The sequence below is a fragment of the Hymenobacter perfusus genome (genome assembly GCF_003944765.1).
GTDB lineage: Bacteria > Bacteroidota > Bacteroidia > Cytophagales > Hymenobacteraceae > Hymenobacter > Hymenobacter perfusus.
The window spans coordinates 521,105-540,173 of the sequence record NZ_RWIU01000003.1; the positions used below are offsets into that span (position 1 = coordinate 521,105).

The following is a 19,069-nucleotide window of genomic DNA, read 5'->3' on the forward strand; positions in this document are numbered from 1 at the left end:
CGACGTGACAACATCAGCGCACTTCAACCGGCCCGACGGCTTGCAGCCGCCGGACCGGGGCCGGTTCGTCAAACTACCAGATTAATGGAACCCGCTCCCAAACACTACATCGGCCGTATCCTGCTCATCAATCTGGGCGTGGTGCTGGTGCTGCACATCGGGCGGCAACTGCTCACCGGCGGCGACGAAGGTATTTTTGTGCTGCTCTTTGCTATGGCTTTCGTGAACAGTGTGCTGTTCATGATCTGTTTATTCAGCGGCCGGGGCAAAACCAGTATCGGGTTTCTGCTGGCGGCGCTGCTGGTGTTTATGATTGGGTTCGGCGACTGCGCCACGCATCTGAAGCTAGGGAACATGCACTAATTACTGCCTGCTGCTATGACTGAACCAACGCCCACTTCCCGCATTCTGCGCAATAATCTGCTGGTGGTGCTGGGCGCGGCCGTACTGCTGGGCGTGCTGGCCAAACCCACCGATGGTACTACCGTGGTGCTATTTGTAGTGGTGTACCTGGGGCTGGCGCTGGTAAATATAGTGCTGGGCATCGTGCATTTCCGGCGCGGGCCGGCGGCGTATTTCCTGAGCGCGCTGCTGGTATTTCTGATTGGATTTGGCTCCTGCGCGGCCATGTTTATGCTGGGCGGGCTGGGAAAAATCTGAGCTGTCTGGCCTGAGTAACCCGGCCTTAAATACAACACGGCCCCGCTGGTGCCAGCGGGGCCGTGTTGCAATACGTGAACGGTGGTTGGGAACTAGGGAGGCGCTTAGCGCGAGAATACGGAGGTGTAAGTAGTGGTACCCTGCTCACCCTTTTGCGTGAGTTTCACGCGCAGGGTGGTCGTGTTCAGCTCCTCCACGAAGAAGTGGCGGGTAACGTTGGGCTGAGTTACGGTAAGCGAGTCACCATTCAGCTTCCAGTTGCCGGTGATTTGCTGGGGGGCTTCGACGTAGGCTTTTTCGGCAGCCTCGTCGAGAACGTAACCGCCATCGGTTTTAAACGTGTGCTGATTGTCGCGCTGGGCGGCTTTCATGCGGGGTAGGATATCGACGGCCGGTGCGGCGGCAGTGCCGGGAGTGATACTGGCCAGCGTGAGGCTGGTCAGGTGCCAGGGGCCGGCGGCCAGCAACTCGGGCTTCGATTGGGCATTTGCAGCGGCAGCTGCCACTTCCTGGGCGGGGTCCTTTATCTCCTCAATTTCTTTCTCACACGAGGCAAATACGAGAGTGCTTGCCAACAGGCTCAGGAATACGGGCAGTTTCTTCATGAAAACGGTTTTTGGTGAATGTGCAACAACACGCTTTTCGGCGTAGTACTTCTGCGGCATGTGCCTCACAGTTAAACGTCCAACTTCTCTACTACTCAGGCTGCCTGGTGACTGCCGTTGTGCAAATCTAACTAATTATAAATCGTACTGGTTCAGGTGGTTGGGTAATTTGGTCGTTTCTTCCAACGGTGTATCTGAGAAGTACTATAATTAGCGTATTTTCTTGATTATTTGATCGTTAAATCCTTATAAAACAAAATACCCCGACTTTTTGATAAGTCGGGGCGGAAGTTTTAGGAATAGAACTATTCTTCTGTCAGATTTCCGGCTGGCACTTCGGGCAGGTGTACGTGGCCCGACCGCCAACGTAGGTTTTTGCTATTAGCGTACGAGGGTGGCGGGGGCAGTGCAGGTGGGCATCGGTGCCGGGGGTAGCAGAATCGTCCCATTCCCGGGCGTGAATCAGGAAGCTGGCCGGGAACTGTCGGTAGTTAGCCTCGTGCTGAATTGCCGTATGCAATACCAATTGGATGGCCGCGTGCAGCCGCTTAAACTCCGCCGTCGTAAGCGTGTTGGCCACGCGTTCCGGATGAATTTTGGCCTGAAACAGCACCTCATCGACAATCCAGTTGCCCAGTCCGGCCGTCAGGCTCTGGTTAAGCAGCAAGGGCTTAAGAATCGTCTTGCGCCGGCTGAGCTTGGTTTGCAGCTCCTCCGCTGTAATATCCAACGCATCAGGTCCCAGCTTCTTGGCCTGCCGGTAGGCGTCCACACTCTCGGCCAGCCGGATACGCCCAAATTTGCGCGGATCCACGAAGGCCGCACGTAGCCCGGAACTCAGGTGCAGGGCCACCCGGGTGAAGCGCGGGGCATCGGCCTCGTCGCGGTAAGCGCCCACGTCGCCGGTCATGCCAAAATGGAGCACCAGCACCCGACCATCGTCCAGCAGCAGAAAGCAGTTCTTGCCCAAACGGCTGGTCCCCATGATGGTGCGTCCCACCAAGGCCGGGCGCAGCACATCCTCGTCGGTGCCCAGTACGTGGGCGTCTTTTACTTCGAAAGCGGTAATGGTCTGGTGCGTCACCAGGTCATCGAGAAAGCGGCGGTAGGTTTCGACTTCGGGTAATTCGGGCATGAAAGCAGGGCAGCGGGTGGAGTACCGGGTAGTAACTGCCGAGGCGCGGTTTCGGTTGCGCCCAGGGCGATTTACAGGGTTAGGCGGCCTTCTACCACCACCACGGCCTTACCACTGATGCGCACCGCCTCAATCTCCTGCGGCGGCCCCAGTACCTGCACCTGCACCGTACCGGGGTGGCCCAGCCAATGGCCCTGCTCAGCCACAAACGTAGGGGAAGCCAGCAGCCCGTAGTGCCATAGGTAAGCGGCCATACCGCCCGTGGCGGAGCCCGTAACGGGGTCTTCCAGCACATCGGGTGGGGTACAGATGTGGCGGGCAAAAGTCTGGCCGGCCGGCGTAGCGCCCTGCAAACAGAACAGATGGGAGCTGAAAAAGCCGCTGGCTCGCCGGTAGGCTTCCAGGGCCGCCGGCTGGGGCAGGCCGGCGCGGCGCAACGCGTCTAGGTCACGCAGGGGTACCATCAGCTGGGGCGTGCCGGTGCTCACCGTCTGGATGACAGCTCCTGGGAGCAGGTCGTCGGGGGTGAGGCCGAACATCGGCAACACTTCAGTGGCATCGTGCAGGGGGCCGAACACGGGGCGGCGCTGGGTCATATGAATCCGGCAGGGCCGCCCGGGCTCGGCGGCTTCTACCGCTACGGCAATGGGGCCGTGCAGCAGTTCCAGGGTGAGGGCCAGCTCGGCAGAGCCGGTGGGGCGGGCCAAGCGGCCGGTGTGCAGCAGGGCCGTGAGGGTGGCAATGGTGGGGTGGCCGGCCAGCGGAATTTCCTCGGCCGGGGTGAAATAGCGCACCGCAAAATCGGCCGAGGCAGAGCGGCGTACGAAGGCCGTTTCGGGCTGATTGAACTCGCGGGCCAGCTGCTGCATCCGCTCGGGCGGGAGGTCGTCGGCATCGAGTACCACAGCGCAGGAATTGCCGCCCAGCGCGGTTTCAGTAAAGGCATCGACCAGCAGGAAAGGATATTCGGCCATCGGCTTCAGGTAGCTCAGCAAGTGAAAGAAGCCGCAAAGGTAACGGCCGGCTTCCCAATGCCGGGAAGCCGGCCGCGTACGGTACCAGTGCTGTTTGAACGGTAGAAGCTGTTTAGAAAGTTCGTCAAACGTCATGCTGAGCTTGCCGAAGCATCTCTACCGCTTCGTCTGAATAGCATTGCAACGAAGCGGTAGAGATGCTTCGGCAAGCTCAGCATGACGTTCTATAAGGTTCTATTTACTACGTTTCAACCTACGACGGGTCGGCCAGCTGGGCTACGTGGCGGCCGCTGGTGTCGAAAATGCTGCCCGAGCGGCTGATGTACAGGCGGCGCTCTTGCCCATCAACCAGCACGTACGGGTAGTTTACGCTCTCGGAGCGGGTGAGGCGGCCCACTATCTGCGTCGTACGGGCATCGGCATCGAAGCGCACCACGCTCAGGCGGTTGGTGATGTAATAATCCTGGTCGGGATTGTCGCGGAAGGTGATTTTGCCGAGCACGCTCACCGGCGAGGCCGTGTTGGCGGCTACCGTTCGCACAGGCGCAGTAGCTCGGTTGGCCAGTACGGCCGGGGCCGCCGAAGGCGCTGCCATGCGGTTACTGGCCACAATCTGCTGGCTGGCGCGCTGCCAGCCCTCCCCGATGGAAGTCAGGCGGGAGTTCCGGCCGGGATGCGTAGGCGAAGCTTCCTCATCGGAAACCACCGCCATGCCGGCCTGCGCCTGCGCCAGACTGGCCCCCATCTTCCGCAGTACGAAACCCGAAAACTCGTCGGCTTCGAGCTCATCGGCGGGATTGGAGCCGCCGGGGCGCAGCGTATGGCCGTTGAGGTGGTGGCCCATTTCGTGGGCCAGAATGCTGATACCCGCCCAGTCGGTGCGGCCGGCGCGGTTCACGGCAGCCACAAACTGCGGGTTATACAGCAGGTAGCGTTGGCCGCCGTACACCACGGCGGCGGCATTCTGTACTTCCGTGGTAGCGCGCAGCTGGAAGCGAGGCTTAAGGCCCACCACATCGGTGATTTCGCGTAGCACGTCGCGTTGGCTGGTAGCAGCCGATTGGGCTTCGGCTGAGCCCGTTATGACAAGCCACCCGGCAAGTACCAGACCTGCGAAGCGGCGGAAAAAGCATGGGTGGTTCATGGAAAAGTGCTTTTTGTGTGAAAAGTAATTGGCAATTACCTTGCCGGAAATAACAAGCAGTGCTGTGCGGAATTTTGCCGGTTAGCGGCGCGTTGTGCAATTTCCTTGTATATTCGCCACCGCAGATATTCGCTGCAATGGTGAGCGAGAGGAGACGAGCGGGCGTGGGAAAATTTCTGAGCTACATGAAAAAAACACAATTACTAGGGAAAGGGTTCCTGCGGGCAGGGCTTGGTGCAGTTGGTCTGGTCTGGGCATTAGCGGGCTCCGCACAGGCCCAGGAGGCGTGTCTGTTGCAGCCCTTGTCGTGGGCGCAACGGCTGCAGGAGGCCCCACTGGTAGTGGAGGCGCGGGTACAGGCCGTGCGCAGCCAGGACACCGGCCTGCACATCCTCACCTTCAACGAGCTGGACGTATTTAAAGTATTCCGAGGTGCGTTGCCGGCCGGAAAACTAACGCTGGTAACGGAAGGCGGCACCGTGGGCCCACGCCGCGAGGAAGTGTCGAACGCACCCGCGCTGGCCGCCGGCGAGCAGGCCATCTTCCTGCTGCAACCCGACCCCACCCAGCCCGGCCGCTACCGGCTGGCGGCCGGCCCCCAGGGCCTGATTCGGCTGGATCTGACCACGGCCACCGCTGCCGACCCATTCCGCCGCTACACCTCCATCACGGAGGAGCTGTACCCCACGCTTCAGGCGCAAACCGGGCAGGCGTACCGCGAGATTCAGCCAAACGAGTTGCTTGTAGCCCGTCTGAGCCGGGTGGCCCGGCCGGCCGCCGCGCCGGTTATTACCGGCTTCAGCCCCGCAACCGTCACGGCCGGCACCCGCACGGTGCTGACGATTACCGGCTCGGGGTTCGGGGCCACGCAGGGCAACGGGACGGTGGGGTTCAGCAACGCCAACAATGGCGGCACTTCGTTCGTGTCGCCGCTAGCCGGGGAATATTTGAGCTGGTCGGACACCGAAATTCAGGTGCGGGTGCCTTCCGTGACGGTGGGTGGGGCCGGGCCGGCCGGCACGGGTCGGCTGCTGATTACCAACGGTACCTCGGAAAGCAGCCTGAGCGGCACCAATCTGACGGTAGATTATGCTTTGGCCAACATTGAATCAAACGGGGCCCCGGCTCCGGTGGCCTTGGTGAGCCGGGACGGCACCGGCGGCTATACGCTCACATACAACCAGAATTTCGCGGCCAACGCCGCCGCTACGGCATCCTTCGAGCGGGCCCTTACCACTTGGCGCAACGGAGTGGGTGCCAACCGCAAAATAGCAGCCGGTACCACTACCATCAACTCCAACGTGGCCAATGATAACGTGAACGTGGTGAGCTTTGATGATGCCACCGAGCTGCCGGCCGGCGTGCTGGGCGTGGCGTACTCCTACTTCTCCGGCTGTTCCAACGGGGCGGGCGGCTTTAATTGGGTATTATCAGGCACCGACTACATCTTCGATGGGGAGCGGAACTGGCAGTATGGCCCGGCCGCGCCCACCGGCGGCCAGACGGACTTTGAAACCGTGTCGCTGCACGAGCAGGGCCACGGGATTCAGCTGGGCCACATCATTAAGCCCGGCGCGGTGATGCACTTCTCCATTGCGGCCAACACCCAGAACCGGGTACTTAACTCCACCAACGACGTGGCCGGCGGCAACGCCGAAATCGACTTCAGCTTGGGTGCCCCGCGCTGCGGCAACCCCAGCTACGTGCGTCTGGCATCCACGCTGCCCGTCACGCTGGTTAGCTTCGGGGCCGGGCGGGTGAGCGGGGGCGTGCGGCTGCGCTGGCAGACGGCAGCGGAAGTGAACAGTGCCTTCTTCGCGGTGGAAACTACCGCAAACCCGGCCGGCGAGTGGCAGGAGCTGCAACGGCAGCCCGCCGCCGGCAATTCCCTCACCGTGCGCAATTACGAGTACCTCGATGCCCGAACCACGGCCGGGCCGCGCTACTACCGGCTGCGGCAGCAGGATGAGGATGGTACCGTGTACTACTCCGCCGTGGTAACGGTGCAGGTGGCCGGCACCGGCGAACTGGTGGCTTACCCGAACCCCTTCAGCGCGGAGCTGCGGGTGGCACTGCCCGCCGCCGAAGCCGCTACCCTGCGCCTCTATGACCTGGCGGGCCACCTGGTGCGGGAGCAGCCGGTGCCGGCCGGGCAAACCGCCGTGGAGCTGCTGGCTGCCGATGTGCGGCCGGGCGTGTACCTGTTGGAATGGCGTACGGGCGGCGGCCGGCTGGTGCGCACCCGGGTAGTGAAGCAGTAGATTCGTCTCATTTTTGCCTAAAAAGCCGCCGGCCCGAAATACTTCGGGCCGGCGGCTTTTTATATGATGGAAGCGGGCAGTAGCGCGAACTGCAAAGTTCACGCTACTGCTTAAACCGGCTGGGGCTGGGGGCGGATGGAGGCCTGGGGCCGCTCGCCAATCTGCTGGCGCCACATGGCGTAATAGAGGCCGCGCTGCGCCAAGAGCTCCTCGTGGCGGCCGGCTTCGGCGACGTGGCCGCGCTCCAGCACAAAGATGCGGTCGGCGTGCAGAATGGTGCTCAGGCGGTGGGCAATTAGGATGGTGATATGTCGGCGGGAGCCCGACAGCTCGCGCACCGTCTGGCTGATTTCTTCCTCGGTCAGCGAGTCGAGGGCTGAAGTGGCTTCGTCGAACACCAGCAGGGTAGGACGGCGCAGCAAAGCGCGGGCGATGCTCAGGCGCTGCTTTTCGCCACCCGATACCTTCACGCCACCTTCGCCAATCACCGTATCGAGGCCGAGGGGGGCACGGGCCAGCAGCGTATCGGCGGCGGCCTGGTGCAGGGCGTGCAGGCACTGCTCGTCAGTGGCGTTAGGGGCCACGAAGCGCAGATTTTCGCGGATGGTGCCCGCAAACAGCTGGGTGTCCTGGGTGACGAAGCCAATCTGCTCGCGCAGGGTGTCGAGGTCCAGCTCGGGGCCGGGGATGCCGTTGTAGAGAATCCGGCCCTGGGCGGGCGGGTAGAGGCCCACCAGCAGTTTCACCAGCGTAGTTTTGCCCGAGCCCGACGGCCCGACGAAGGCAATGGTTTCGCCTAGCCTGGTCTGGAAGCTGATGCCGTCGAGGGCGGGGGCGCTGGCCGTGAGGTGCTGGAAATGCACGTCGTCGAAGGCCAGGGTTTCGATCTGGTCGATGGTTTTGGGGTGGGCCGGCTTGACTTCCTTGGGCGTGTCGAGAATCTGCTGGTAGTTGGCCAGGGACGCCTCGGTTTCGCGGTAGATGTTGATGAGCGTACCCAGCTCCTGCAGCGGCCCGAAGATGGCGAAGGAGTAGAAGAAGAACGTGATAAACTTGCCCGGCTCAATTACTCCCTGCACCACCAGAAACACCAACATCAGCAGAATTACGTTGCGCATTAGGTTCACGAACGTGCCCTGCACAAACGACAAAGAGCGGAGGTAACGCACCTTTTTCAGCTCCAGCTTCAGGATTTTTTCGGTGGTGGCGTTCAGGCGCTGGGTTTCCTGCTGGGCCAGCCCCAGGCTCTTGATCAGCTCAATATTGCGCAGGCTTTCGGTGGTGGAACCAGCCAGGGCGGTGGTTTCGGCCACAATGGTTTTCTGAATCACCTTGATGCGCTTGCTCAGAAAAAAGCTCAGCGTAGCCAGCAGCGGAATGGTGAGAAAGTACACCACGGCAATGGGCCAGTACACGCTCAGGGCGTACCAGGTCACGAAAATGATGCCCACCAACGAAATGAACAGGATATTGATGAAGCTCTGAATGAGCTTCTCCACGTCGGTGCGCACCTTCTGCAGCTTGCCCAGCGTTTCGCCCGAACGTTGGTCCTCAAACACCTGGTAGGGCAGCTCCAGCGAGTGGCGCAGGCCGTCGGAATACAGCTCGGCGCCTAGCCGCTGGGTGATGACGTTGGTGTAGTAGTCCTGGAAGTTCTTGGCGATGCGCGACACCATGGCCACGCCCAGGGCCTTGAGCACGAGCAGCCCGGCGCCGCCCATGAGAAATACCCAGAACGTGGGCTTTTGGGTGTTTTTCAGGGCCGGCGACACGTAGCGGTCAATAATCTGCCCCAGAATGTAGGGGTCGAGCAGGGAGAAAACCTGGTTGATGGCGGCCAGCAGCAAAGCCAGCGCCAGCAGGCCCTTGTAGTGGCGCAGGTAGCGGTATAGTAGTTTCATGCGGTAGTGAGAGAGGGGAGAAAGGCTACAAGCGCCAGGACCGGCGAAATGTTCAGTTCGCACAAAGGTCGCACGGATTCATGCAGGTTCCTCCGGGTTCCCCAGGGCTGAAGCCCGGGCCAGGCAGCGGAACGTTGGGGCGTGGCAGCAGACGGTTCCGCCACTGCTTCAGGTGGCCTCGCCGGCGGTGCTGGCTATCAGGCGGGTGCTGCCGGGTACCATGGGTACGGGCTCAGCGGTGGGGCGGTAGTGCTGGGCCAGCAGGTGCGACACCTTCGGCCGTTCCGGGCCTTCGTGCAGGGGCCAGATCTGGTTTTTTAGCTCCGCCTCGTCGCGGCTTACGCCCCGCTCGTGCTGCTGGGCATGCTCCTCCCACGATTCCGTCATGAAGTACTCCACCATCCGTTCGGGGTCGGCCATATCGGCGTAGAGGCCCCAGCCGATGGCTCCTTCGCGGCGGCGGATGCGGGCCAGCTGCTCCATGAGGTAGGTGAAGGCGGGCCGGTTTTCGGGTCGCACGCGGTAGGTGGTCGTGATGATGACCGGGCCTTCGGTGGGCACCGGCTGCTCGGCCAGCACCGGCTCGGGGCGGGGGCGGGCGGGGGTGTGGTCGAGGGCCTCGGGCGGGTTGCGCAGGGAGAATTTGAGCACCAGCAGGGTGGTAAAGCCCAGCCAGCCGGCCGCCCCGGTGAGGGCTACCGTCACGCCCAGCCGCTCGGCTACCGTGCCCCACACCACCGAGCCCAGGGCCATACCTCCCTGAATGGTGAGCAAATACAGGCTGATGGTGCGGGCCTGCACCCAGCGCGGTACCACCGTCTGCACCCCCACGCTGAACGAGTTAAGCACCAGCATCCAGGCCATGCCCACCAGCGTGAGTAGCCCGTACAGCAGCCAGTGGTTATCGGCGTAGCCCAGGCCCAGCAGCCCGGTGGCGAAGGCTACCGTGGCCAGCGTCACGCGCCAGTCGATGGTGAGGCGGCGGTTGAGGCGGGGCAGGGTGACGGCCGCTAATACGGCCCCCAGTCCCATGCACGACAGCAGCATGGAGTAGAACGACGTGGGCAGCTGCAGCCGCTGCGACACCACGGCCGGCATTAAAGCAAATAGCGCGCTAGCCCCGAACGTGAAGCTCACCCCGCGCACCAAAATGTGCTGCACGGCCGGCGCAAACCGGGCGTAGCGCACCCCGCCCCGGATAGCGGCCACCACCCGCTCGGCCGCCAGCGTGGAGGTAGCCTGCGGGGCCCGCTTCCAGCTGTACACCATGTAGATAGTGGCCAGAAACGACAACCCGTTCAGCAGAAACGCCGCGCCCGCCGAGAAGTACCCAATCACCAACCCGCCCAGCGCCGGCCCGAAGGCCCGGGCCAGGTTGAAGCTTACGCTGTTGAGGGCAATGGCCTGGGGCAACTCCTGGCGTGGCACCAGCTCGGGCGTTACGGTTTGCCACACGGGATTATTGAGCGCGCCGCCCAGCCCCAGCAGAAACGTGAGCGTGAGCAGCAGCCAGGGGTTATTGAGTCCCAGCAGCGTCACGGCGGCCAGCAGCAGTGCCACGGCGGCCATCCACGTCTGGGTGGCCAGTAGCATCCGGCGGCGGTCCACCAAGTCGGCCAGGGCGCCGGCGGGCAGGCTCAGCAGAAACACTGGCAGCGCCGAAGCCGTCTGGAGCAATGCCACCAGCACCGGCGAGGCCGTCAGCTCCGTCATGAGCCCCACGGCCCCTACGTTCTGCATCCAGGTGCCGATATTCGACACGAAAGAGGCAATCCACAGCATCCGGAAAAACGGAATCTTCAGCGGGGTGAAGGGCGACGTGGACGTGGCGGGCGGCGCGGGGGCAGTAATCGGAGCAGACATGTTGCTCCCTTACGTGAAGGTAGGGTAGGAGGGTATGGGGGTAGGAGGGCAGGTGTCATTGCGAGCAGCGCGAAGCAATCCGTCCTCATTAAGCACCAAGCCCTGAAAACTGAAAAGCCCCTGACGTCGGCTCGGATGTCAGAGGCTTTTGCGTAGGTTGATATTTCGCGCATTGTGAAGGACGGATTGCTTCGGCTGCGCCTCGCAATGACACCTACCCTCCCACCATCTTACCCTCACACCCTAACTCACAACCGAATCCCGATACCCGGGCCGAACAGGAAGAACAACGACTTCTTATTCATCAGGTAGCCGCCGCCCAGGTAGAGCGGGAAGGTGAGCTTGGCATCGGAGCGGGTGGGGTACACCGAGCCCAGCACCACAATACCCAGGTCGCGGTTCACGTTGGAATCCTGGCTGAGGTTAAACGCGTTCAGGGCAACGAAGCCCGCGCCCACCTTATAGGGGCGTAGCTTGTTGATTTTGGTGGGGTGGTAAAAGCTGAACTGCGCCAGTGTAGCCAGCGAGATACCCCCGAACGAGGTAAAGCTCGACTCGCCTTTGTACTTGGTAAGCAAGCCCCCCGGAAAGCTGATGTCGATATCGAACTTCACCCGGCGCTGCAATACCAGCTCCAGCTTCTGGGTGAAGCCGGGCTCCTGGTACTGGCTCTGGTTGTGGCGGATGGTGATGATGATGGTGCTCCAGTCGTCGAGGTCGTAGGTTTTGCGGGAGTTGAGCAGGTTGTTAAGGCTCAGGTTGCCCACCTGGCACTGCTTATCCTGGTAGAAAGCGGCCCGCACCGAGTTGCCATCGGGGCAGACCACCACGTTGTCGATGGTGCGCATCTCAATCAGCTCGCCCTTGGCGTTCTGCGTCCGGATATCGAAGCTGAGGTACTGCTTGCCGTAGAGCTGCTGGTCGGTATCAATGGCCCCGGAGTTGAAGCTGAACACCACGTCGCGGATGGTGCGGTCGTACAGTACCGGGCCGTTGAGGCGGGTCACGGGCCGGGGAGCTTCGCCGAAGGTCACGCCCACGAAATCGAGCGGGTGAGGCCGCTGAAACTCCCGCACCGTGAGGCCCGCGCCGGTGGGCTGGCCCGCGTTGAAGATGGTAATGCGCTTCTTGTCGATGGTCAGGGGTACCTTAATGCGGTACACCACGGCCGCGTCGGAGCGGATGCTGGAGTCGGAGGGAATCACCTGCACATCCTCGAAGTGAAACCGGGCCCGCGTCAGCGACTCACCCTCCAGGCGCACGTCCACGGTTTCGCCGGGGTTCACGGTGGCGCTGTTGGTCCAGTCGCCGCCCCGGTGCCGCACGCTCACGGTGCTGATGGTGGTTTTGGGGGAGATGTTGAAGTTGGTGATGTACTTGGCCAGGTCATTTTCCTTGATGTAGAGGTAGCTTTCGGTCTGGCGGTGGGTGTTATACACGCGCAACCAGCACAGCACCCGGTCGTTGGTGAGGTACTGGCGGGTAAACAGCTCGGCAATGAGCGAGCCGCCGGCTTCCTCTTGGTCCTCGATGCGGTAAGTACGCTTCAGGTCGAAGGTGCGGCCGTTGTCGAGAATCAGCTCCACGCCCTTGCGGCGCGAGTTTTCATCCAGGGTGATTTCCTTTTTATCGACGCTCAGAAACCGTAGCCGGGAGGCTTTCACGGTGAATTCCTGACGGATGGGCGGCAGCGCGTAGGTCACGCGGCGGTTGTTGTCGGTGAGGAAGGGCCGCTCGGTCTGGGGCCGGATGGTGAGCTGGCGGGTGCCCAGCGCGTTGGGCAGCACGTGCAGGCGCAGCACTCCTTTCTCCTGCTCCAGGCGGTAGTCAATGTCCTGACCGCGCGTCCACTCAGGACTTACCCGGATGTTTTTGGCGTTGTTGCTGCTGAGCTCGAACACCTTTTCCTCGCCCACGAACAGCTCGGTATCCGAAGGCCGGAACTCCAGCGTAGTGCGCGTGACGGGCAGCAGCTTTACGGTCTGGGTCTGGGGCGCAAACCCCACCGAATCCGACGGCTGCCGGAAGGTGATGCTCAGAAATTTGTTGCTGCTCAGGTCCTTGAACCGCATTTTGGCCCGGTAGTACTGGCCGCCATCCATGGCCGTCAGGGAATCGAGCAGGGTAAAATCGGCGGAGCGTTGCAGGCGCAGGCCCTGACGGCCGGGCGCTTCGGGGTATACCAGCAGCTCGGCCACCTCATCATCCTGGCGGTAGTAGAAATAGAGTTGGGCCTCGCCCTGCACCAGGGCCGTGTTACGGCTCAGGCTGTAGCGGGTGGTATCGGTGCGCAAACTCAGGTCGCGCAGGAGCGGGGCGCGCTGGGCGCGGGTAGTCAGGGCACAGAACAGCAGCAGGCAGGTGACGAAAACGCCCGCCTGTCGGCGAATCCCGGAAAGATGTAACACGGCAAACAAAGAAAAACGGCCCCCGACCCACCGGAGGCCCCACAAAGGTAGGCGGCCCCACCGGGCAGTTGCACGGCCGGCCGGGGTTTTTGTAATAAATCTTAGGCAATAGGAGGCTGCCGGAAAAGCAAAAAAGGCCTTCTGCTGAGTAGCAGAAGGCCTTTTGAGTAGTCCGTAGGGGAATCGAACCCCTGTTGGTAGAATGAAAATCTACTGTCCTAACCCCTAGACGAACGGACCGGATAACCAATGGCGGAGCGTTTTCCGTTTTGGTGATGCAAAAGTAGAACGTTTCCGGCTCAATGCAAACACAGAGGTTCAAAATATTTGATAACGCGGGCTAAATACCGCAGAATCAAGCCGATTGTTTTTGCTTTGTCCGGTTTCGGTCCCACCACACGTAGGCCCCGAACAGCACCACGCTGATGCCCGTCACCCAGAGCAGGCCGGTTTTTAGCCGCTCACTGTCTTCTCCCAGGTAAGCCAGTAAAGCAATAAGGGGCACCACGCCGGCCACCGTAGCGGCCATGAACTTCCAGTAGCCCATGCGCGCCAGGCCCGCCACAAAGCTGATGGCGTCGTCGGAAAGGGCGGGGGAGAGGCGGGCGATGATGATGGCCCAGACGCCGTAGCGGTCCACCACGTCCAGCACCTTTTGCTCGGTTTTGCGGCCCAGCAGCTTTTGAATGAACGACTCGCCCAAGGCCCGGCCCAGCGCGTACCCCACCGAGGAAGCCGCCACCACGCCCGCCAAAGCCAGCAACGAGCCCCACCACGGCCCGTAGGCCAGAATGGCCACCAGAATCAGCAGCACCACGTTCACCACGAACAGGAACATCTGCACCACCATGGCCAGCACCAGCACCACAGGCCCCCAGTAGCCGAACTGCCGCATCCAGGCGGCAATGCGCGGCTGTTCCCCCGATTTGAGCACCGCCCAGGCTTCCCGAGCAGTTTCCTGGAAAGCCGGCCAGCCAAACCAGCAGCCCGCCAGCGTGGCCAGCAACAACAAGGTGATGTAGAGCGGCAAACGGCTGCTGCGTTTTTGGGCGGATGGGGCGGCGACGGCGGTAGCGGGCAAAATCAGGAAAGTAAGAAGACAAATACAGGATAAAACTAGCCCGGAACGGCGGCAATTCCCGGGCATACGCACCCGGCGAATCCGTGGCTGACACAACCTCAACGGCGCGGGCGGGGTACTATCACCTACCATACGGCGCCCGCAGCCCCAAGGCTGCCGGGCAAATTCTTTGCTTCATGACAAAACATACCTATGATTTCGGCCTGATCGGCAACTGCGCTTTCCTGGGCCTGATTGGTACCGATACGGCCGTGCGCTGGCTCTGCTGGCCCCGCTTTGACAGCAGCTTCGTGTTTGGCTCTTTGCTGGACGAGGACAAGGGCGGCGAATACAGCATCCGGCCCGCCGATCCGGCGCAGGAGTTCACCTCCCACCAGACCTACCTGGCCAACACCAACGTGCTGCAAACCGATATTGCCACGGCCGACGGCAGTTACCGCGTCACGGATTTTGCGCCCCGCTTTCCGCAGTACGACCGGTACTACAAGCCGCTGATGTTTATCCGGAAGGTGGAGCCGCTGCAAGACACACCCCGCATCCGGGTGACGTGCCGGCCGGTAGGGCAGTACGGGGAGCTGGCCCTCACGCGCCGCCGCAGCTCCAACCACATTGCGTTTCTGGGCCTGGAGGAGGAAATACGCCTCACTACCAACATCCCGCTCACTTACGTGCTGGAGGAGGAAGATTTCGTGCTCAACGAGCCCAAATACCTGGTGATGACCTACGGTGCCCCGCTGGAAGCCCCGCTGGAAAGCACCGCCGAGCGGTTTCTGCGCGCTACCATTGACTACTGGCGCACCTGGGTGAAAAGCACCAGCATCGGCAGCTTCCAGCAGAGCCAGGTGCTGCGCTCGGCTTTGGTTTTGAAGCTGCACCAGTACGAGGATACCGGGGCCATCATTGCGGCTACCACCACCAGCCTGCCCGAGGCCCCCGGCAGCACCCGCAACTGGGACTACCGCTACTGCTGGATGCGCGACACTTTTTACATTCTCACGGCCTTCAACAACATCGGGCATTTTGAGGAGATGGAGCGGTATTTTCACTACATCGTGAACATCTCCACCAAGGTGCAGGACCGGTACCAGCCGCTGTACGGCATCAGCGGGCAGTCGAAGCTGGTGGAGCAGGAGCTGCCGCTGGCCGGCTACCAAGGCAATCAGCCGGTGCGCATCGGCAACGACGCCTACACCCACATTCAGAACGACGTGTACGGGCAAGTACTGGTGGCGCTGCTGCCGCTCTACGTGGATTGCCGCTTCCTCGACCCCGAGCGGCTGGCCCCGGAAAAGCTGGTGTACGACACACTGGCCCTTATTGAGCAGACTATGGATCAGCCTGACGCCGGTCTGTGGGAGTTCCGCAACCTGGCCCAGAAGCACTGCTACACTTACCTGTTTCACTGGGCCGGCAGCCACGCCGCCCGCAAGGTGGCCCGCGCCGTGGGCAACACCGAAATGGAAGCCCGCGCCGAGCGGCTGATGCGCGCCGCCGCCGACCACATTGAGCAGTGCTACAACCCCGAGCTGGAAGCCTACACCAACGCCATCGGCTCGCCCCACCTCGATGCCAGTGGCATGCAGCTGATCCTGATGGGCTACCTCGATCCGGCCTCGGAGCGCGCCCGCAAACACCTGGCGGCCCTGGAAAACGCCCTGATGACCCCCGAAGGCCTTTTCTACCGCTACCGCCACGCCGACGACTTCGGCACGCCCGAAACCACCTTCCTGATTTGCTCCTTCTGGTACGTAGAGGCCCTGGCCAGCGTGGGCCGGGTGGAGGAAGCCATCCGGGAGTTCGAGAAGCTGACCACCTACACCAACCACCTGGGCCTGCTCTCGGAAGACGTGGACGCCAAAACCGGCTCGCAATGGGGCAACTTCCCGCAGGCCTACAGCCACGTCGGCCTCGTCAACGCCGCCTACCGCATCGCCCAGAAACAGGCCAAACCTAATTTCGTGTAGGGTATGAAAGGGTAGAAGTTGTCATTGCGAGCAGAGCGAAGCAATCCTTCCTTTCCGATGCTCCAAGCCTGGTTACAACACACTCTTTCCACCTGTGAATAAGCAGTAGCGCGAACTTTGTAGTCCGTGCCTCCGCGCCGACAGAACGTATTCCCCTACGGCGCGGGGACGCAAACTGTAAAGTTCGCGCTACTGTCGCGCAGATATTCCCACATAAAAGCCCCTGACGTCCATGCTGGCGTCAGGGGCTTTTGAATAAAACAGAACTGGGAGCAAGGAAAAGGACGGATTGCTTCGACACTGGTTTGATGCGCCACATGCTCGCAATGACAGGTGCCTCCTCGCAATGACGGGCGGTTATAGCAAGCCGCGCAGGAGCTTGCGCACATCGGTGGTGGAGGCGACGTGGTAGCGGGCCAGGGAGCGGGCAGCGGTGCCTACTTTGATGGTGTAGGCCTCGGGCGGCATGGCCCGGAAGGTATCTTCGTCGGTACGGTCGTCGCCGAGGGCCAGGGTGAAGGCGGGCTGATAGGTAGCCAGCCAGCGGGCGGCGGCCGTGCCCTTGTGAATGCCGGCCGTCTTGATTTCGATGACTTTGTTGCCTTCCATCACCTGCAGCTCCGTGTTGGCCGTCATGAAGGTGAGGTGGTTGAGCAGGTCGCGGGCGCGCACGGCCCCCAGCTCGGCATCGGCGCGGCGGTAGTGCCACACCAACGAGTACTCCTTGTCTTCAATGAACGAGCCGGCGGTGCGGGCCACGTACAGCTCCAGAATCGGGCGCAGCTCCCGCTGCCAGTCGTTGTTGAGGGTCTGAAACAGCTGCCACTCCTCGCCGGCCGCCCGCAGCCACACGCCGTGCTCGGCAATAAAATCGACGGGCAGGTGGCCCAGCCAGGCTTGTAGCGTCGTCCGGTCGCGGCCACTGATGATGACCACGCGGTTCTGCGGGTTATCGGTGAGGGCGCGCAGTAGCAGCAGCAGCTCCTGGTCGGGCTGGGCGCGCTGGGGGTTGGGGTGGAAGGGAGCCAGTGTACCGTCGTAATCCAGCAGCAACAGGCGCGAAGGGGCGGCGTGGAACTCGGTCAGCAACTGCTCCACTACTACGGGCTTCAGGGTTTCCGTATCGAGCGTGTGCTGCTTCATCTTGCTGTATGCCAGGCGTCCCATGAACAGCTTGGTCCAGGCAAACACGTTGTACTGACGTACCAGGGCCTGCATAGCTCCCATGCGCAGCTGCTGCTCGTCCTCGGGCATCACCAGCGCATCGTGCATGGCCTCGGCCAGCTCGCCGGTATCGGTAGGGTTGATGATGAGGGCATCCGACAGCTCCCGGGCCGCGCCGGCCCGCTCGCTGAGGATGAGTACGCCCTTCTGATCGGCCTTGCTGGCCACGAATTCCTTGGCCACCAGGTTCATGCCGTCGCGCATGGGTGTTACCAGCGCCACTTCGGCTAGGCGGTAGAGGGAGGCCAGTTCTTCCAGCGGGAAGGAGCGGTAGAAGTAGTGGATGGGCGTCCAGGAAATGGTGCGGTACTGGGAGTTGATACGGCCCACCAGCTCATCAATTTCCTCCTTCAGGCTGGCATATTGGGCTACCTGGTCGCGGGAGGGCACCACCACCATAATCAGGCTGACCTGCTCGCGCCACTCGGGGTAGCGTTGCAGCAGCAGCTCGAAGGCCCGCAGCCGCTGGGCAATACCCTTGGAATAGTCGAGCCGGTCGATACTCAGAATCACGCGCACGTCGCGCAAAGCCTCACGGTAGGTGGCCTCGTGTTGCATGGCCGTGTCGGAGGCCGCCGCCTGCACGTACCGGTCATAGTCGATGCCCATCGGGAAAGCATCGACCAGCACCGTGCGGGAGCCGGTTTCGATCTGCCCGTTCTGCGCCGAGAGGCCGAGCAGCTGGGCCACCGCACTCAGAAAATGGCGCATGTAGCCGAAGGTGTGGAAACCCAGCAAATCGGCCCCCAGCATGCCCTCCAGCAGCTCGGTGCGCCAGGGCAGCACCCGAATCAGCTCGTAGGAGGGGAAGGGGATGTGCAGAAAGAAGCCGATAGTGGCTTCGGGCCGCTCGCGGCGCAGCATGGCCGGCAGCAGCAGCAGCTGGTAATCGTGGACCCAGATGGTGTCCTCGGGGCCGGCCAGCTCCAGCACCGCCCGGCAGAATTTCTCGTTGACGGCCACGTAGGCGTCCCAGTGGGCCTGCTCGTAGGTGGCGTACTGCGTGAAGTAGTGGAAAGTAGGCCAGAGCGTGGAGTTGCTGAACCCTTCGTAGAAGTCCCGGATTTCGGCTTCGGTCAGGAACACCGGCACCATGCTGTCCTGGCGCAGCTGCTCGCACACATATTCTTCTTCGGACGCATCTTCCACAAAGAGCCCCGGCCAGCCCACCCACACGTTGCCTTCCTGCCGGTAAATGGAGCCCAGGCCGGTAGCTAATCCGCCCTCACTGGGCTGAAACGTGAGGCTGTCATCGGTGCGAAGGATTTTGGTAGGGAGACGATTCGAGACAATAATGGTGCGCGACATAGGCTGTTTTGGGTTGGTGAACCTGTAGGTTTACGGGAGAAAACCGGCGGCGGCCATTAGTTTGTTTCCCCGTTTCTGTTACCGCGCCCGCTTCGTAAGTAGCTGCGCCCAACCGTAAAAACCGGCTACGCCAGCGGCTTCAGGCCGCCACCGGCTCCCGGCCAACGCGGCCCAGGTGCGTGTCCTGAAAGCCGGTGCCGTGCTTGAGTCCGTAGCCCAGCAGGCGGTCAAAGGCCGAGTGAAACAGCAGCACCGAACCGGCCAGCAGCAGCAGCGGCTCCGCGAGCAGCCAGCCGGCCAGCCCCACCAGCAGGGCCAGGGCTTTGTGGTGCAGCAGGTTGTAGCTGAATGCTCCCGTCCGGGGGCCGGCCAAGTAGCCCAGCATGCTCAGGTCGGGCACCAGAAACAGGGCCGGCAGCCACCACCACGCGTAGGGGAGGTGCGCAAAAACCAGCGTTGCAACCAGCAACTGGGCCAGTTCTTCGAGTTTAAGCAGGGTTTTCATGAAGCTTTGGAATGAAGTAAAACAACATCCCAAAGG

14 protein-coding genes and 1 tRNA gene are annotated in these 19,069 nt (G+C 62.0%); 4 read left to right on the forward strand and 11 right to left on the reverse strand.

All coding sequences use genetic code 11. From position 1 onward, the window contains the following. The first annotated feature begins 84 nt into the window (after positions 1-84). Both EI293_RS12040 and EI293_RS12045 read left to right on the forward strand, forming a co-directional pair. Entirely contained in the window at positions 85-363 is a 279-nt protein-coding gene (locus tag EI293_RS12040; protein ID WP_125437926.1) for a hypothetical protein, read from the forward strand. A 15-nt stretch (positions 364-378) separates the two neighbouring features. Further along, entirely contained in the window at positions 379-660 is a 282-nt protein-coding gene (locus EI293_RS12045; protein ID WP_125437928.1) for a hypothetical protein, read from the forward strand. A 104-nt stretch (positions 661-764) separates the two neighbouring features. Here the strand turns inward: EI293_RS12045 and EI293_RS12050 are convergent, their stop codons facing one another. The 4 genes from EI293_RS12050 to EI293_RS12065 form a co-directional block, all read right to left on the reverse strand. Next, positions 765-1,265 carry a DUF5004 domain-containing protein gene (locus tag EI293_RS12050; RefSeq protein WP_170170354.1) on the reverse strand — a complete coding sequence of 167 codons (501 nt, stop codon included), beginning with the start codon at positions 1,263-1,265 and terminating at the stop codon, positions 765-767. A gap of 316 nt (positions 1,266-1,581) precedes the next feature. Beyond that, a complete protein-coding gene (mutM, locus tag EI293_RS12055; RefSeq protein ID WP_125437932.1) occupies positions 1,582-2,400 on the reverse strand; it encodes a DNA-formamidopyrimidine glycosylase in 819 nt (272 codons plus the stop codon). Between the two features lie 71 nt (positions 2,401-2,471). Further along, positions 2,472-3,374: a PhzF family phenazine biosynthesis protein gene (locus tag EI293_RS12060; protein ID WP_125437934.1), complete on the reverse strand. Its 903-nt coding sequence runs from the start codon at positions 3,372-3,374 to the stop codon at positions 2,472-2,474. A gap of 253 nt (positions 3,375-3,627) precedes the next feature. After that, a complete protein-coding gene (locus tag EI293_RS12065) occupies positions 3,628-4,518 on the reverse strand; it encodes a M48 family metalloprotease (RefSeq protein ID WP_125437936.1) in 891 nt (296 codons plus the stop codon). A 185-nt stretch (positions 4,519-4,703) separates the two neighbouring features. On the opposite strand from EI293_RS12065, the gene EI293_RS12070 reads away from it, so the two are divergent. After that, entirely contained in the window at positions 4,704-6,779 is a 2,076-nt protein-coding gene (locus EI293_RS12070) for a T9SS type A sorting domain-containing protein (RefSeq protein WP_170170355.1), read from the forward strand. Positions 6,780-6,889: 110 nt separating this feature from the next. Here EI293_RS12070 and EI293_RS12075 read toward each other — a convergent pair whose 3' ends face one another. The 5 genes from EI293_RS12075 to EI293_RS12095 all read right to left on the reverse strand — a co-directional run bounded on the left by EI293_RS12075 (position 6,890) and on the right by EI293_RS12095 (position 14,032). Then, on the reverse strand, positions 6,890-8,680 hold the full coding sequence (locus EI293_RS12075) for an ABC transporter ATP-binding protein (RefSeq protein WP_125437940.1): 1,791 nt from the start codon (positions 8,678-8,680) through the stop codon (positions 6,890-6,892). 168 nt (positions 8,681-8,848) lie between these two features. Then, entirely contained in the window at positions 8,849-10,543 is a 1,695-nt protein-coding gene (locus EI293_RS12080; RefSeq protein WP_125437942.1) for an MFS transporter, read from the reverse strand. 248 nt (positions 10,544-10,791) lie between these two features. Beyond that, a complete protein-coding gene (locus EI293_RS12085) occupies positions 10,792-12,951 on the reverse strand; it encodes a hypothetical protein (RefSeq protein WP_125437943.1) in 2,160 nt (719 codons plus the stop codon). 168 nt (positions 12,952-13,119) lie between these two features. Continuing rightward, positions 13,120-13,191, reverse strand: a tRNA-Glu gene (locus EI293_RS12090). A 115-nt stretch (positions 13,192-13,306) separates the two neighbouring features. Next, a complete protein-coding gene (locus EI293_RS12095) occupies positions 13,307-14,032 on the reverse strand; it encodes a TVP38/TMEM64 family protein (RefSeq protein WP_246010623.1) in 726 nt (241 codons plus the stop codon). A 176-nt stretch (positions 14,033-14,208) separates the two neighbouring features. Between EI293_RS12095 and EI293_RS12100 the strand changes: the two genes are divergently transcribed. Then, positions 14,209-15,996 carry a glycoside hydrolase family 15 protein gene (locus tag EI293_RS12100; protein WP_125437947.1) on the forward strand — a complete coding sequence of 596 codons (1,788 nt, stop codon included), beginning with the start codon at positions 14,209-14,211 and terminating at the stop codon, positions 15,994-15,996. 357 nt (positions 15,997-16,353) lie between these two features. Here the strand turns inward: EI293_RS12100 and EI293_RS12105 are convergent, their stop codons facing one another. Further along, positions 16,354-18,528: a bifunctional alpha,alpha-trehalose-phosphate synthase (UDP-forming)/trehalose-phosphatase gene (locus EI293_RS12105; RefSeq protein WP_125437949.1), complete on the reverse strand. Its 2,175-nt coding sequence runs from the start codon at positions 18,526-18,528 to the stop codon at positions 16,354-16,356. A gap of 139 nt (positions 18,529-18,667) precedes the next feature. Further along, positions 18,668-19,033 carry a DUF4260 domain-containing protein gene (locus tag EI293_RS12110; RefSeq protein WP_125437951.1) on the reverse strand — a complete coding sequence of 122 codons (366 nt, stop codon included), beginning with the start codon at positions 19,031-19,033 and terminating at the stop codon, positions 18,668-18,670. Positions 19,034-19,069: the final 36 nt, after the last annotated feature.

What these genes read in the sequence shown, in the direction of transcription:
- EI293_RS12040 (WP_125437926.1), top strand. Translation starts at nt 85, where the DNA reads ATGGAACCCGCTCCCAAACACTACATCGGCCGTATCCTGCTCATCAAT.
- EI293_RS12045 (WP_125437928.1), top strand. Translation starts at nt 379, where the DNA reads ATGACTGAACCAACGCCCACTTCCCGCATTCTGCGCAATAATCTGCTG.
- EI293_RS12050 (WP_170170354.1), bottom strand. Translation starts at nt 1,265, where the DNA reads ATGAAGAAACTGCCCGTATTCCTGAGCCTGTTGGCAAGCACTCTCGTA.
- mutM (WP_125437932.1), bottom strand. Translation starts at nt 2,400, where the DNA reads ATGCCCGAATTACCCGAAGTCGAAACCTACCGCCGCTTTCTCGATGAC.
- EI293_RS12060 (WP_125437934.1), bottom strand. Translation starts at nt 3,374, where the DNA reads ATGGCCGAATATCCTTTCCTGCTGGTCGATGCCTTTACTGAAACCGCG.
- EI293_RS12065 (WP_125437936.1), bottom strand. Translation starts at nt 4,518, where the DNA reads ATGAACCACCCATGCTTTTTCCGCCGCTTCGCAGGTCTGGTACTTGCC.
- EI293_RS12070 (WP_170170355.1), top strand. Translation starts at nt 4,704, where the DNA reads ATGAAAAAAACACAATTACTAGGGAAAGGGTTCCTGCGGGCAGGGCTT.
- EI293_RS12075 (WP_125437940.1), bottom strand. Translation starts at nt 8,680, where the DNA reads ATGAAACTACTATACCGCTACCTGCGCCACTACAAGGGCCTGCTGGCG.
- EI293_RS12080 (WP_125437942.1), bottom strand. Translation starts at nt 10,543, where the DNA reads ATGTCTGCTCCGATTACTGCCCCCGCGCCGCCCGCCACGTCCACGTCG.
- EI293_RS12100 (WP_125437947.1), top strand. Translation starts at nt 14,209, where the DNA reads ATGACAAAACATACCTATGATTTCGGCCTGATCGGCAACTGCGCTTTC.
- EI293_RS12105 (WP_125437949.1), bottom strand. Translation starts at nt 18,528, where the DNA reads ATGTCGCGCACCATTATTGTCTCGAATCGTCTCCCTACCAAAATCCTT.
- EI293_RS12110 (WP_125437951.1), bottom strand. Translation starts at nt 19,033, where the DNA reads ATGAAAACCCTGCTTAAACTCGAAGAACTGGCCCAGTTGCTGGTTGCA.